The organism is Enterobacter sp. fkY84-1 (genome assembly GCF_052974705.1).
Window position 1 is genome coordinate 2,373,885 of record NZ_CP169393.1, and the last position, 13,866, is coordinate 2,387,750.

At 57.1% G+C, this 13,866-nt stretch carries 14 protein-coding genes; 2 read left to right on the forward strand and 12 right to left on the reverse strand.

Annotation, left to right across the window (positions count from 1 at the left end; genetic code table 11):
• Positions 1-49 precede the first annotated feature (49 nt).
• Complete coding sequence (locus tag ACEPLT_RS11330) at positions 50-337, forward strand: VF530 family protein (RefSeq protein ID WP_008501679.1); 288 nt, start codon at positions 50-52, stop codon at positions 335-337.
• A 7-nt stretch (positions 338-344) separates the two neighbouring features.
• Positions 345-1,637 carry a glycoside hydrolase family 10 protein gene (locus tag ACEPLT_RS11335; protein WP_032674826.1) on the forward strand — a complete coding sequence of 431 codons (1,293 nt, stop codon included), beginning with the start codon at positions 345-347 and terminating at the stop codon, positions 1,635-1,637.
• A gap of 38 nt (positions 1,638-1,675) precedes the next feature.
• Here the strand turns inward: ACEPLT_RS11335 and dsbG are convergent, their stop codons facing one another.
• The 12 genes from dsbG to ACEPLT_RS11395 form a co-directional block, all read right to left on the reverse strand.
• Positions 1,676-2,434 carry a thiol:disulfide interchange protein DsbG gene (gene dsbG / locus ACEPLT_RS11340; RefSeq protein WP_032674827.1) on the reverse strand — a complete coding sequence of 253 codons (759 nt, stop codon included), beginning with the start codon at positions 2,432-2,434 and terminating at the stop codon, positions 1,676-1,678.
• 41 nt (positions 2,435-2,475) lie between these two features.
• Positions 2,476-3,087, reverse strand: coding sequence for a DsbA family protein (locus ACEPLT_RS11345; RefSeq protein ID WP_023292370.1), 612 nt, complete (start codon positions 3,085-3,087; stop codon positions 2,476-2,478).
• A 7-nt stretch (positions 3,088-3,094) separates the two neighbouring features.
• Positions 3,095-5,119 carry a protein-disulfide reductase DsbD family protein gene (locus tag ACEPLT_RS11350; protein WP_232927753.1) on the reverse strand — a complete coding sequence of 675 codons (2,025 nt, stop codon included), beginning with the start codon at positions 5,117-5,119 and terminating at the stop codon, positions 3,095-3,097.
• A 48-nt stretch (positions 5,120-5,167) separates the two neighbouring features.
• The gene (locus tag ACEPLT_RS11355; protein WP_045354138.1) at positions 5,168-5,539 is read right to left on the reverse strand and encodes a hypothetical protein; all 372 of its coding nucleotides are present in this window, start codon (positions 5,537-5,539) and stop codon (positions 5,168-5,170) included.
• An 87-nt stretch (positions 5,540-5,626) separates the two neighbouring features.
• Positions 5,627-6,187: an RNA polymerase sigma factor gene (locus ACEPLT_RS11360; RefSeq protein ID WP_045354144.1), complete on the reverse strand. Its 561-nt coding sequence runs from the start codon at positions 6,185-6,187 to the stop codon at positions 5,627-5,629.
• Between the two features lie 5 nt (positions 6,188-6,192).
• Complete coding sequence (locus ACEPLT_RS11365) at positions 6,193-6,612, reverse strand: hypothetical protein (RefSeq protein WP_021240169.1); 420 nt, start codon at positions 6,610-6,612, stop codon at positions 6,193-6,195.
• 158 nt (positions 6,613-6,770) lie between these two features.
• A complete protein-coding gene (locus ACEPLT_RS11370) occupies positions 6,771-7,010 on the reverse strand; it encodes a hypothetical protein (protein WP_063615778.1) in 240 nt (79 codons plus the stop codon).
• A gap of 428 nt (positions 7,011-7,438) precedes the next feature.
• Positions 7,439-8,173, reverse strand: a complete 735-nt coding sequence (locus tag ACEPLT_RS11375; RefSeq protein ID WP_227157089.1) for a hypothetical protein — start codon at positions 8,171-8,173, stop codon at positions 7,439-7,441.
• A 197-nt stretch (positions 8,174-8,370) separates the two neighbouring features.
• On the reverse strand, positions 8,371-9,921 hold the full coding sequence (locus ACEPLT_RS11380) for a methyl-accepting chemotaxis protein (RefSeq protein WP_063615776.1): 1,551 nt from the start codon (positions 9,919-9,921) through the stop codon (positions 8,371-8,373).
• A gap of 98 nt (positions 9,922-10,019) precedes the next feature.
• Complete coding sequence (locus ACEPLT_RS11385; RefSeq protein WP_063417819.1) at positions 10,020-11,027, reverse strand: LacI family DNA-binding transcriptional regulator; 1,008 nt, start codon at positions 11,025-11,027, stop codon at positions 10,020-10,022.
• 28 nt (positions 11,028-11,055) lie between these two features.
• Positions 11,056-12,462, reverse strand: coding sequence for a sucrose-6-phosphate hydrolase (locus ACEPLT_RS11390; protein ID WP_163342016.1), 1,407 nt, complete (start codon positions 12,460-12,462; stop codon positions 11,056-11,058).
• Positions 12,462-13,832 (reverse strand): sucrose-specific PTS transporter subunit IIBC, encoded by a 1,371-nt coding sequence (locus tag ACEPLT_RS11395; RefSeq protein ID WP_008501693.1) that lies wholly within the window; start codon positions 13,830-13,832, stop codon positions 12,462-12,464. The genes ACEPLT_RS11390 and ACEPLT_RS11395 overlap by 1 nt, the downstream gene beginning before the upstream one ends.
• Positions 13,833-13,866: the final 34 nt, after the last annotated feature.

Here is a 13,866-nt window from a genome sequence, read left to right on the forward strand (position 1 = left end):
CTTTCAGCGTTTACCCCAATCCCCTAAAAATCGAGACATCCGGACGCCTATGACTGCACATATTTCCAAAGATCCTTTGCATGGCGTAACGCTGGAGATGATGGTCAACGCCCTGGTGGCGAAATACGGCTGGAGCGAGTTGGGTGACCGCATCAAAATTAACTGTTTCAGAAAAGACCCCAGCGTTAAATCGAGCCTGAAATTTCTGCGCCGCACCCCGTGGGCGCGCGCGGAGGTTGAAGCCCTGTATCTGGACTCTCTCAGCGATGAGGGAAATACAGCGCAGGCGGCGCCCGCCTTTAATCCCTGGGCCAACAGCAGGATTATCAAGAGCTAATACGCAAATGACGCGACACGTAAAACGGATTGGTGCGCTGGCTGCCTGCGCACTTTTACTTGTAAGCTGCTCCTCAAAACCACCCAAATCGCTGGTTACCCCTCTTCCCACCGTCAGTAAACCGACGCCGCAGGCAAACGCCCCGATGCGCGGCATCTGGCTGGCGACCGTCTCGCGTCTCGACTGGCCGCCGGTGGCCTCGGTGAATGGCCGCAGCGCGGTCCAGCGCATCGCGATGCAAAAGCAGGCGCTGATCGCAAAGCTCGACAACCTTAAGCAGCTCGGCATCAACACGGTTTTTTTCCAGGTGAAGCCGGACAGCACGGCGCTCTGGTCATCCAAAATTTTACCGTGGTCAGATATGCTGACCGGCAACATCGGTGAGTATCCGGGGTACGATCCGCTGCAGTTTATGCTCGATGAAGCGCACAAGCGCGGCATGAAGGTCCATGCCTGGTTTAACCCCTATCGCGTATCGACCAACACCAAACCGTCCACCATCGCCGCCCTGAACCGGACGTCATACCAGACGCCGTCCAGCGTTTATGTCCAGCACCCGGAATGGGTCCGCATCTCGGGTGACCGCTTTGTGCTCGACCCGGGCATTCCGGAGGTGCGCGACTGGATAACCAAAGTGGTCACCGAAGTGGTGGCGAACTACCCGGTAGACGGCGTGCAGTTTGATGATTACTTCTATGCCGAATCGCCGGGATCCGCGCTCAATGACGCGCAGAGCTGGCGGCAGTACGGCCAGGGGTTTGCCTCAAAAGCCGACTGGCGAAGACACAACACGCAGCAGCTGATTGTCCAGGTCTCCCGCGCGATCAAGCAGACAAAACCCAACGTGGAGTTTGGCGTCAGCCCGGCGGGCGTGTGGCGCAACCACTCCTTTGACCCGGCAGGCTCCGACACCCGCGGCGCCGCGGCCTATGATGAATCCTACGCCGATACGCGTCAGTGGGTGCAGCAGGGCCTGCTGGACTACATCGCGCCGCAGATTTACTGGCCCTTCTCCCGGGATGCCGCACGCTACGACGTGCTGACCAGATGGTGGGCCGACGTGGTGAAGCCGACCCACACTCGCCTGTATATCGGCATTGCGTTCTACAAGGTTGGCGAGCCGTCGAAAAAAGAGCCGGACTGGACGGTTCAGGGCGGCGTGCCGGAGCTGAAAAAGCAGCTCGATCTCAACGATTCGCTGCCCAACGTCAACGGCACCATCCTGTTCCGTGAAGATTACCTGAACCAGCCGCAGACCCAGCAGGCGGTAAACTATCTCCGTGGACGCTGGGGTAGCTAAGTCACGATCAGGCAGAAACGCCCGTTTCTGCCTGTTTTTTACGGCTTCGGCCCGAACATCGCCTCGAGCTGCTGCGCATCCGGCATACCCACCACCTGCTGCAGCTCGTTTTCCGCATTCAGATAGTAAATGGCCGGCGTGGCGTTAGCGCCGAGGCTGTCCATCAGCGCCTGATGTTTCTGCAGTATCGCTACCGTTTCGCGGGAAGCCTCGCCTTCAGGCTTGGGCAGTTTTTTGCCGCCGGAAAGCTCATACTCGCGCCAGGCCGAAACCGGATCTTTCGCATTCAGAATGGCGGCGGCGTTGCGTCCGCTGTTGGGGTTGAGGAACGCCACCAGCAGCGTGTTGAGCTGCACCTTACCGGCCTTCACCCACGGCTGCGCCTCGGACCAGAACTGCTTGCAGTACGGACAGAACGGATCGGCAAAGACAAAGACCTTGCGCGGGGCGCTATCCGCCCCTTCCTTCAGGGGATGCGCCGCGTTGAGGTTTTTCCACATCTCGCGTCCCATCGGGGCGTAGATCTCTTTCTGGAAGTAGCCCTCGCTGAGGTTCTTCCCTTTGTCATCATAAAGATAACCTGAGATCACGTGCTTGCCGTCCGGCGTGAGAAAGAGCGTCACGCCCATATCCTGATACTGCCCCAGCCAGGCTGGCGCCCCGCCCGGCGCATCCAGCTTCTTGATGATGTTGATCTGCTGCTGCTCGCTGAACTGCTTCACCACATCCGGTATGGCTTCAGCCGCCTGTACCAGCCCTGACGTCGCCAGCGCCGAAAGTAACAGTAATTTTCTCATTTCCCTCTCCGGTTTATCGGGGGCATTTCGCCCCCTTCAGGTTAGCGGTTTTTCAGTGCTTCACTGACCATTTCGTCGAATTGTTCGAACGGCACCCAGCCGGGAAGCAGCCCCTCGCCGATAAGCGTGGCGGGCGTGCCCTGGATCCCCATTTTTTCCGCCACAATGAGGCTGCGCCTGATCGTCAGAAAACTCTCCTCGTCCGGCGTCGTCACGCTCACGCCCGCCCGCTTTTGCGCCTCCTGAATGCTGGCGTCATCGTGGTACCCCTTTTTCGCCATCAGGGTGTGGTTCAGCTTCATAAACTGCTCAGGATGCGCACGCCAGACGGTTAACGCGTCTCGTGCGGCAGTCAGCGAACTTTCCGAGCGGAAAGGTAAAAACTTAAAGACCACCGCCACGTCAGGATGTTTTTCGACAATCTTCTCCAGGTACGGATCGAATTTTTTACAGTACGGGCAGTTGTAGTCGGTAAACACCACCAGGGTGAGCTTTGGGTTTTTCGCGCCGATGCGCGGGGAGTTTGGATCGTTAAACAGGAAATCAGCGATCGTCTTCTGCGCGCGCTGCTCCTGGTCCGGCGTCAGCGGCTGCGCGGCGAATACCTGAAGCGGGGCCAGCAGGAGCAGAAGCGTAATAAGGAATTTTTTCATGACACAGTTAGCCTTTTGCGTTGTTCAGGGTGGTGACCAGGGTGCGCTTGTCCAGCAGCGGCGAGAGGATCTCGCCATCAGGCAGGCCGGGGCCATACACCGCGTTAAACGGAATGGCGTAGCGGTTTCGCTTCGCCAGAAAATCCGCGATAAACGCGGACGGCTGGCTCCAGTCCCCGCGCAGGGCCACCACGTCCGGCTGGCGCAGCGCGGCAATCACGTCCGGCTGACTGAGTACGCGGTGCTCGTTAACTTTGCACGTCACGCACCAGTCCGCGGAGATATCCACAAACACCCGTTTCCCCTGCGCCAGCGCGTTCTCGATAGCCTCTTCACTGAGCGGCTGCCACGGGATAGTCTGCGCAACGCTTTGTGCAGGAGCGTCAGGCGGCGCGTTAAGCAGACCGCGCAGCTGATACCCGCCGAACGCCGACAGCGCGATGACCACCAGCCAGAACAAGAGCGAAGATTTTTGCCCCTTCAGCGCGAACAGCACCAGCGCAGCGGCAGTCAGCGCCAGCATCACGATTTGGCTGACCGCCTCGCCCAGATGCACGCTCAACAGCGTTGCCAGCCAGAGGCAGGAGGCCAGCATCATCAGGCCAAGGATGACCCTGAGCGTGTTCATCCAGCGGCCGGGTTTCGGCAGCAGCATGGCCGTTTTCGGTACCAGGGCAACGAACAGCCACGGCAGACTCATGCCCACGCCGAGCATCAGGAAGATCAGCCACAGGGCGTGCAGCGGTGCGCCAAGGGCAAAGGCGACAGCCGTACCGAGGAACGGCGCGGAGCACGGCGTTGCCAGCAGCGTGGCGAACATCCCTTCGCAGAAGCTGCCGCCGATCCCCGCTCCCCCTGCCGTCGCCAGCCGTCCGGCGGCAGAAGAAGGCAGCAGCATTTCAAACGTTCCAAACAGATTCAGCGCAAACAGGAAGGTCACGGCGACCATCAGGCCGATAAACCACGGGTTCTGGAACTGAATGCCCCACCCCAGCGACGCTCCGGCCAGCTTCAGCGCGGTGACCATCCCGGCCAGCAGCATGAAGGAGGAGAGGATCCCGGCGCTGGTGGCCAGAAAGCGCAGCCGGATGGCACGCCTGTCCGAGCCCGCCTGCAGGATGCTGTTAAGCTTCATGCCCATTACCGGCAGCACGCAGGGCATCAGGTTGAGGATCAGCCCGCCTAATAACGCAAAGAGCACCATTTTTCCCGTCCCGTCCGATGCGGAGGTCTCTTCGGGCGTTGCCCCAACGGTCATGGTGGTTTGCTGCGCCCGATCGCCGTTAGTCAGCACAAACGACAGCCTCTTGCCTGCCAGCGAGGCGGGTTTGTCTCCCCATTCGTCGGTCACGGGCACCGTCACCCGAAGCGCAGTGCCGTCATGTTTAATAACCGGCTCGCCGGGCAGAATGTCACCCTCCAGCGGGTCAAAGTAGATCCCCGGATTATCCCATTTCCCGTCCGTGGTGCCGGTAATCACCAGCTTGTCGCCAGAGAGCCAGGCGGAAAGATCCGACGACACGCCTGATGAGCCCGGCACGGCGCGCATCGCTTGCTCGAAGGCGGCCTGGAATCCCTCATCCACCGGCTGGGTAAAATCAAGATGCAGCGGGTAGTCCGTCAGCAGACACACGTTGCTGCACGTGGAGAGCGTGAGCGTCCCGTCGAGCGTGTCGCCCTTCACCCCGTCGAGAACGATCGGGATAGTGACCTTATCGTGATAGCCCTGCGTCGTCATGCCGGAGATATCGAAACGCGACGGTACCGGCCAGGACCAGCTGTCCGTTACGCCGTCCGGCCAGCTGATTTTCGGGGCCACGCCGCCCTCGCCCGGCGATCGCCAGTAGGTTTTCCAGCCGGGCTTTAGCTCAACGGTGAGCAGGCCTTTAACGTGCGTTTGTTCCCTCTCCGCCTGAAAGCGGATGCGGGCGTGATCGTTTTGTGGGGAGACCAGCCAGCCGGTGTCCGCCGCATGGACAATGCCGATGCAGGACAGCCACAGGAAGACGAATCCCCTGAAGAGGTTAACCATGTTGTACTCCGTGAACAGTGAAAAATTATCGTGTGAGGACGATGTTTTTCATTCACGGAAAACGCAGTTTTTCAGGTGTATTCGGGGAGGCGGTGCCTGAACGGGCTGTTCCGCGGGAGCCAGTGCCCGCCCTTGCGTCAACAGCTGCAGCAGCGCGAAGAAGATAATAATGGCCGGTAATGCACCGTCGAAGAACAGCGGCTGGGCGCAAAGCAGCGAGTGCGCGCCGAGCTGACACGGCGACGGGCCGGGTTGTTCAGTGTTGCTGGTTTGAACCGGGGCATCTGCACTCAGCGAAATCTGCGGATCCAGTCCCTGTAAAAAATGGTTGAGCATCACCGCACGCTGCACGAGGCAAAGCGCCATCGCGAGACAGGTGATAATCAAAAGCCATTTTCCGAGGAGCTGACGGTTGCGCATAACATTCCAGAGTGACAAGACGCCCCGATCATAAACGATAGTGATGAATCTACAAGTGCCGGAAGTGTAAGGTTTTGTCTGCCGCCGCTATTCGCCCGTCAGCGCGTCATAGACGTCCCGCAGCCGCGTGCGCAGAAACAGCACCGCCTTGTGCTTGCGGGATAACAGCGCCTGTTCGCTGGCGCCGGTCTCCTCTGCCAGCATTTTAATGCTGTAGCCGTGGAGCTCGGTCTTTTCAAATACCTCCCGCTGCGGCGGCGGGAGTTCTGACAGCGCCTGGCCCAGCTCTTCCCACAGCAGCGTCTTGAGGTACTCCTCCTCCGGCGTGTGCGGTACGCCGAACAGGGTTTCGGCCAGCTCGTCTTCCGGGAAACCGTCGTCGTCTTCGCCCGTAAAATAGCCGGAGAGCGACACCTCGCGCTTCTTACGTGCCCGGTCGGTCATTTCGTTACGCGCCGCGCGGAACAGCCAGGCGGCAACGTTTTCGACCGGCTGCTCCACTTTCATCAGCTGATACGTCACTTCCTGCAAAATGTCGTCGGCATCATCGCGCACGGACGTCCGTCCGCGAATAAAGGCTTTCAGCCGGGCGCGGCAGGCATTGAGCGCCGACATCAGCATGGATCCGCCCGCCTCCCCGGCTTTCATCTCGCTCACTCCGCGTCCGGCGCTTTTGGCGTAGCGTCATCGCGCTTATCGTCACGATGGCCGTGCCAGCCGCAGTGACCGCGTCCGTGGCGACCAAACCCTTCGCGACGCTGCTGAATAAACGCCTCACGCTGTTCGGGCGTCATGTTCATCCAGCGCTCGTGCATCCGGCGGTGCGCGCCAAACATCCCGGGGCGGAAACCTAAGCCGCCAAACAGAATGCGGCTCAGCACCAGAATCCCCAGCGCCTGCCAGAATCCGATGGCCTTCACGCCCAGGATCGCCGGGAGCAAGGCATTCCACAGGGACATCACCAGAAGGCCGAGCACGATGAAAATCACCGCGCCGATGATTAAACCTTTGCCCATACGGTGGCGACCAAATCCGCGCCCGTGACCTCTGCCGTGCAGTTCAAAATCTCTCATGGTGTTTACCTCGTTTACAGTAACTGATTATGGCGTGTGATGAGGTAGACGGATGAGGGAGGGAAATATTGCTGGGGTGAATGAAAATTTTTTGTGCTGACGGTTTTGGACTCATAGCGGTAACGGCTGGCGGGTGCTATGAGTCGCTCGAAAGCAAATCATCTCGTACGAAGAATTCGCTTAAGCAATGCAATAGCAATGACGGCCAGTATGATTGACAACAGTGCCAGGAAGATGAGCAAGGATAATAGTGGATTTAACAAGCCACCTAAACTAGTGAAGTCGCTGAGACGGCCAAGTTGCTCGGACGTGCATACACGCAGAATGATCTCAGGGATAATAAGCAAAAAAATAATGACGGTCAGGACATAAACCAGAGCACTCTTGCGCTTTGCCATTTTCGATGTTGCCCCTTTCTCAATCATGATTAATAATAAGGCAATGATACTACAAGGTTATATAAAATAGAAAAAATCAAAATGTAGTCGAATAAACAGTTAGCTGTTGCTCTAACAAACTCACTTCGAGATATGCATGAAGACCATATAGCAACACTGGAAAAGATAATGCATGAAATGGGAAGCCGGATTGCTTTAAGAGCGTGCTACTAAGTAAATTACCCTCGAGAGATGTATTTCATAACAAGTATAAAATGTTGATTGTTTTACACGATACTCTTAGAGTGTTTTTTATTCAGGACTATAAACCAGAATGAGAAATATTAAGAAGATTGTAAACCTTACAAAAAGGGTTTAAAGAAAATGATCTATTAGGAGTTGAATCAATAAAATCAACCCCTATTCTTTGTGAAATGATTTACAGGGGATTATCTAACCACTTTTTTACTTATATTTTCCAAGTATGAGGAAATTATTTGATGTGCTTTATTAATAACTGTCACCTCTTCATCATCTGACATATAAGCTGCACGACCATGCCTTATATCTCTCGACCATTTAGTAAAGAAATTAATATCCTCCGTTGAAATCAAAGCTGTATTTCGGAAATATTCCCATTGTATAGACCTGGGCTCATCATTAATATCATTTTGCTCCGAACAGTGATTTCTCAAGGATTCAATGGCCCTGTAACAATAAAATGGGGCATCTTCAATATGAGTAAGTGCTGATTTAAAATCATTTAGACAGCGATCAATAAGAAGACCATCCATTCCGACTGATAGCATCCTTAGCCAGTTCATTCGCTCATTAATTTCTTTAAGAGTATGAACGCCGCTCTCCAATGGATAATCAATTCCATAAACCCAATCCTCTGTCAAATCTTCTTTTAAACATCTATCAATAACAACCGTATAATCAAACCCTCTAATAAATGCAAGCTTAGCCATTTCCTTATCTAGTAAAGAACTCACAATTCTTTTTAGAGTTAGTATATTCACCTCTTTATCAATCTTCAAAGTCACCAAAACTTGATTAAGGATAATGCTTATAAATGCATCACCTTTTAAGTCTAATTTATCAGCTATGAAATTAACTTTGAAGTTCATATCTAACTGCGCACGCTCTGGCAAGACCTTACCCCAAAACATATAAGTAAACATTTATCCATCCTGAATTTAAAAAATAGAGCACAAAACCATAAAGGGAATAGTTGAAAGATATTATTTCGTCAATATCTAATCACTATTACTATTTTATCATAAGCCGCAGTGAAGCGAACAAATAAGCAAAAAAATGCTGTCAGCATATTTGCGCGCCGTGCTATCAAAAGGCCCCCTAAGGAGCCTCTCTCCATCAATCAAGCCTGCACCGGCAACCTAAAACTCGAAATACTCCGTGAAAGCTGCTGCGCCTGCTCTTCCAGCGAGGCCGCTGCCGCCGCGGACTGCTGCACCAGCGCGGCGTTCTGCTGGGTCACGCCGTCCATCTCGGTCACCGCCTGGCCGACCTGGCTAATCCCGCGGCTTTGCTCTTCGGAGGCGACGGAGATCTGCTCCATCAGCGTATTCACTTTATTCACCGACGAAATAATTGAGTCAATCACTTCGCCCGAGCGGCTCACCAGCTCCGCACCGTTTTTCACGCTGGAAACCGACTGCGCGATCAGGCTTTCGATATCTTTCGCCGCCACCGCGCTTTTCTGCGCCAGAGTGCGCACTTCGCTGGCCACCACCGCAAAGCCGCGGCCCTGGGTACCGGCGCGCGCCGCTTCAACCGCCGCGTTCAGCGCCAGGATGTTGGTCTGGAAGGCGATGCTGTTAATCACGCTGGTGATGTCTTCAATGCGCTTCGAGTTCGCCGCGATGGTATTCATCGTGTCGATGACTTCACGGGTTACCGCTTCACCGGTGTGGGCATTTTTCACCGCGTCCTGCACCAGCTTCCCGGCCTGATACACATTATCGGTATTGTTCGCCACCGTCGCGCTCAGCTCTTCCATGCTGGCCGCCGTCTGGGTTAACGCCGAAGCCTGCTGCTCGGTGCGTGACGCCAGGTCGATATTCCCGGAGGCAATCTCCTGGGCGGCGTGCGTCACGGTATGACTCGCATCGCGCACCTGGGCGATGGTCGCCAGCAGCGCCTGACGCATCTGCTCCATCGAGCCCATCAGATGATCGATTTCGTTATGTGCGCTCCCCTTCACCGGCACCGGAATGTCCAGCTTACCTGCCGCAATCTGGCTGCAGTGCTCGCGCGCCAGGTTGATCGGCGCAAAGACAAAGCGCTTCATCAGCAGGCTAACGGCGATAATCACCACCACAAACAGGCTGGCGATAGCAGCAACGATCGCCAGGCCGGAGACGAAGCTACTGCTCGCATCTTCGTTCAGGCTTTTGGCGTATTTCTGGTGGACGGAAAGGACCTGGTCGAGAACGATCTCGTACTGGCGGTCGAGGCGGGAGACCTCCGGGATGAGCGCGTTAAATTTGGCGACATCGTGCGCCTCGGCGGCGTCGATCAGCGGCGCCAGCCCCTGGTTGCGGTAGTTTTGCCAGGCGTCCTGATAGGCAGTCACCAGCGGCGCTTCATCGCTCAGGCGCGGCGACGCCATAAAGGCCGCAAAGGCGTGGTCCGCTTTGGTCAGCGCCTCCTTCACGGCGGTTAGCTTTGCAGCGCCGTCCGCCGCGTTGCCCGCTTCCACCATCTTCACATACTCCATCACCCGCACGCGCAGCGTACGGCTGTGGTTGATGGGGTCAATAATGGACAGCACAACCTGGATCTCTTTGTTGACGTTATCCAGGGAATTATTACTTTTAATGATGATGCCAACGCTGGTGACGGTGCTGATAACAAAGAAGAAAAGCAGCGAGAACAGGACAATCAGAGACGACTTTTTCAACGACATAAACCAATACCTCAAGGAGAATTATTCCTTATGGTTATCGGCCATTCCAAAACTTAAATTAATTAAAGTTATTGATGTATCGGTCCGGGCTATATTGCTCACTTATAGCGCCGCTGCAGGGTGGCCGCCAGCTTGCGTTGCAACGGTTCCGGGGTCTCGCCCTCGATCAGTTTGCTAATCAAATCAAAGCAGTGCCACGCCAGCTGGCGGTTATCCTGGCGAATGGTATCCACCGGGATCGTCAGCGAATCGTAGAGATAGTGATCGTCAAAACTGGCTAACCTGATATCGCTTTGCAGCAGGTTATGCTGGCCCATATAGCGCAGCACCCCTTCCAGCAGCCCGCAGGCGGCGGCGAAGAGCGCTTTCGGCGGACGCCCCAGGCGGGCGCAGAGTTCAGCAAACATCTCGTAACCGGAGCTCGGGTGATAGTTGCCGTGAATGATCCACTCGGGGCGCAGCGCCACGCCGGCCTCACGCAGCCCTTGCTTAAACCCTTCCAGGCGGTCGCGCGTCGGAGAAAGGCGCGGCTGGCCGCCGAGGAAGTAGAATTCATCCGGATGCTGGCGCGCAATGTCCGCCACCAGTTCGGTCGTCGGGGTGATGGAATCGGTGATCACCAGCGGCAGCGCGCTGTCGTTGATGTGGCGGTCAAACAGAACCACCGGCAGCTGCTCGCTCAGCTTATGGTAGTCCGCGTCGTTGAGCATGCTGGAGGCCACAATCAGCCCGTCCACCTGACGTGCCACCATGTTGTTCACCACCACCGTCTCCTGCCCCGGGTTTTCATCGCTGCAGGAAATCAGCAGCTGCACGCCCGCCTCGCGGCACAGCGTTTCCAGCTCGTGCGAAAAGACGGCAAAACCGTAGTTGGTGATCTCCGGGACCACCAGACCAATGGTGTGGCTGCGGTTATCGCGCAGCGACCGGGCGTGAATGCTGGGCTGATAGTGGTGCTCTTTTGCAATTGCCAGCACGCGCTCGCGCGTCTCTTCCGCCACGCGAAGCTCTTTGCTGCGGCCGTTCAGGACCAGGCTGGCGGTGGCTTTTGACACACCCGCTAGCTCCGCGATGTCTTTAATGGTGACGCGTTTTGTTTTTCTCACAACGACTTAGATCCGGCTGCCAAAACCCTCATTCTATCATGCAGGCGCGCAGCGACCAGTAGCGTAATGTGATATCGGACGCACCTTCGAATCGCACCCGGGCCGGATGGTCAGGAAAATAGCGGCTGCTCATCACCCCTTCGCCATGGTTAATGAAGATTTCGACGCTGGAGCGGTCGCACAGAACGCGTAAGTGACGGACGTCGCCTAGCCAGTAGCGGGTCAGCGTTTCACCGGTTTTCATGCTCGCGCGCTCCAGACACACGCCCTGCTCATTGACCGTGAGGCGCAGCGCACCGGCAAAATCGACGTTCACCTGCGATGCGCCCAGCTCAAACTCCAGGCGCGTCGCGTCCAGTTCGGGCGCGTCGCTGGCGCGCCCCTGCCAGTGCTGCTCATCTTCACGCAGCGTCGCCAACTCGCGCGCCGGGGTCTGCCAGAGCCTGCCGTCGCGATAGCGCAATTCTCGCGGACAGGTCATCTGGTGCATCCAGCCGTGCGCCCGGGTGGGCTGAAGCATCTCTTCCCCGTCCGGTACGCCCATCCAGCCAATCAGAATGCGGCGTCCATCTTCCGCCAGCGTGGTTTGTGGGGCGTAGAATTCAAAGCCCGCGTCCAGCTCGTGAAGCTCGCCGTGATCGAATGCAGCGCTGGCGTAATCAAACGCCCCGCTCATCCAGGTGGCCGGATAGGTATTGAGGTAGCGATGCGGCTCGCGCGCCAGCCCCTGCGGGCAGCAGATCAGGACGTGCGTCCCGTCGAGGGCAAACAGGTCCGGACACTCCCACATATAGCCCGCGTCCGACAGGCCGTTAACCCCGTGACCGGCGATCTCCCCGCAGGATGTCCAGGCGTGCAAATCGGCTGATTTAAAGAGCAGCACCTTGCCGCGCTTTTGCACATCCTGCGCGCCGAGCACCATGTACCAGTCCCCGTCGTGCCGCCACACCTTCGGGTCGCGCACGTGGCCGGTGTAGCCTTCCGGCAGCGCCAGCACCGGCCCCAGCTTCGTAAAGGTCCCGTCCGGCTGCTCCACGGCCAGGCACTGCCAGGCGGTGCGGCTGCCGTCATCGAACTTGACGTTGCCGGTGTAGCACAGGGTCAGTACGCCCTCGTTATCCACGGCGCTACCGGAGTAGCAGCCGTTGCGGTCATACGCCTCGTCGGGCATCAGCGCCAGCGGCTCATGCTGCCAGTGCACCAGGTCCGCCGAACTCCAGTGCCCCCAGCACTTAAAGCGGTGCTCGCAGTCCAGCGGGTTCCACTGATAGAACAGGTGATAGCGGCCAGCGAACCAGATAAACCCGTTCGGGTCGTTCATCAGCCCCGTCACCGGCGCGGCGTGCCATTGCGGATAATGGCTGTCCGCCAGCGCCCGCGGCTGACCTGTCATAACGGCCTGCAGGATCGCAGGCCAGCGGGAAGGTAACGTCATTATTCAGAATCCGTTTTATATTTCAGCAGCAGTGAGACGGTAAACGCCACGCCGAAGGCAATCACCATGCCGATAATATAGTTCAGCAGCGAGCTGGCCTGCACGATGGCCATGCCCGGAATCGCGGTCAGCCCGACAGCGGTCATGTACACGTGCACGGAGACCACCCAGGCCCCGCCCACCGCACCGCCAATCAGCGCGGCGATAAACGGCTTAACGAAGCGCAGGTTGATACCAAAAATGGCCGCTTCGGTGATGCCCAGCATTGCAGAGAACGCCGACGGCAGGGTAATGGCTTTGATTTTGGCATCTTTGGTTTTGAACCACACCGCCAGACAGGCGCCGCCCTGCGCCACGTTCGCCATGGCCCAGATCGGCAGCAGGAAGTTAACGCCAATCGACGGATTCCCCAGCAGCCCGGCTTCAATCGCGTGGAAGCTGTGGTGAATACCGGTGATCACAATCACCGAGTAAAGTCCGCCGAAGAGCAGCCCGGCGAGCCAGCCCGCGTGGGCGATCAGCGTGCTCAGAATAAAGGAGATACCGTCCCCCAGAGCGCGCCCCGCCGGGCCGATAATCAGCAAGGCGATAAAGCCGGAGATAACCACGGTGAGGAACGGCGTCAGGATCAGGTCTAACGCATCTGGGATCGCGCGGCGCAGGTTTTTTTCCACGATGCTCATAAACCAGACGGCCAGCAGCACCGGGAATACCGTGCCCTGATAGCCAATCATCGCAATCTCAAGGCCGAAGAAGTTCATGGTGTGGAAGCCCGACGCCACGCCCCAGGCGTTGGTCAGCGCCGGGTGGGTCAGAATCCCGCCCAGCGTCGCGCCGAGGTACGGGTTACCGCCAAATTCGCGCGCGGCGGTGAAGCCAATCAGAATAGGCAGAATGATAAACGCCGCCGAGCTGCACATGTCCAGCATGATGTAGAGGGCGTTATCCGCATTGACCCAGCCGTAGGTTTTCACCATGCCGAGCAGGCCCATCAGCAGACCGGACGCCACAATCGCGGGAATGATCGGCACAAAGATGTTGGAGAGTAAGCGGGCAATGCGCTGGAACGGATTCAGCTTCCGTGCCGCCAGATCCGCGGCTTCCGATTTGCTGGATTCGCTAATCCCCGCCGCCTGAATAAAGGCGGCGTACACCTTGTTGACCACGCCCGTGCCAAAAATCACCTGCATCTGCCCGGCGTTACGGAAGCAGCCTTTTACGCCGTCAACCTTGCCGATGGCCTGCTGATCCGCCAGCGCGTCATCAACCAGCACCAGACGAAGACGCGTTGCGCAGTGCGCCGCGCTGGCGATGTTTTCCTTGCCACCGAGCAGCGGAATAAGCTCGCGGGCGATTTGATTAAAATCCATAAATACCTCTGCCTGACTTCTTTTTATGATGTGC

Bases quoted from the DNA above. Each gene is read 5' to 3' on its own strand.
- ACEPLT_RS11355 (WP_045354138.1), bottom strand. From the start codon at position 5,539: ATGCGCAACCGTCAGCTCCTCGGAAAATGGCTTTTGATTATCACCTGT.
- ACEPLT_RS11345 (WP_023292370.1), bottom strand. From the start codon at position 3,087: ATGAAAAAATTCCTTATTACGCTTCTGCTCCTGCTGGCCCCGCTTCAG.
- ACEPLT_RS11395 (WP_008501693.1), bottom strand. From the start codon at position 13,832: ATGGATTTTAATCAAATCGCCCGCGAGCTTATTCCGCTGCTCGGTGGC.
- ACEPLT_RS11380 (WP_063615776.1), bottom strand. From the start codon at position 9,921: ATGTCGTTGAAAAAGTCGTCTCTGATTGTCCTGTTCTCGCTGCTTTTC.
- ACEPLT_RS11365 (WP_021240169.1), bottom strand. From the start codon at position 6,612: ATGAGAGATTTTGAACTGCACGGCAGAGGTCACGGGCGCGGATTTGGT.
- ACEPLT_RS11370 (WP_063615778.1), bottom strand. From the start codon at position 7,010: ATGGCAAAGCGCAAGAGTGCTCTGGTTTATGTCCTGACCGTCATTATT.
- ACEPLT_RS11330 (WP_008501679.1), top strand. From the start codon at position 50: ATGACTGCACATATTTCCAAAGATCCTTTGCATGGCGTAACGCTGGAG.
- ACEPLT_RS11350 (WP_232927753.1), bottom strand. From the start codon at position 5,119: ATGGTTAACCTCTTCAGGGGATTCGTCTTCCTGTGGCTGTCCTGCATC.
- ACEPLT_RS11390 (WP_163342016.1), bottom strand. From the start codon at position 12,462: ATGACGTTACCTTCCCGCTGGCCTGCGATCCTGCAGGCCGTTATGACA.
- ACEPLT_RS11375 (WP_227157089.1), bottom strand. From the start codon at position 8,173: ATGTTTACTTATATGTTTTGGGGTAAGGTCTTGCCAGAGCGTGCGCAG.
- ACEPLT_RS11335 (WP_032674826.1), top strand. From the start codon at position 345: ATGACGCGACACGTAAAACGGATTGGTGCGCTGGCTGCCTGCGCACTT.
- dsbG (WP_032674827.1), bottom strand. From the start codon at position 2,434: ATGAGAAAATTACTGTTACTTTCGGCGCTGGCGACGTCAGGGCTGGTA.
- ACEPLT_RS11360 (WP_045354144.1), bottom strand. From the start codon at position 6,187: ATGAAAGCCGGGGAGGCGGGCGGATCCATGCTGATGTCGGCGCTCAAT.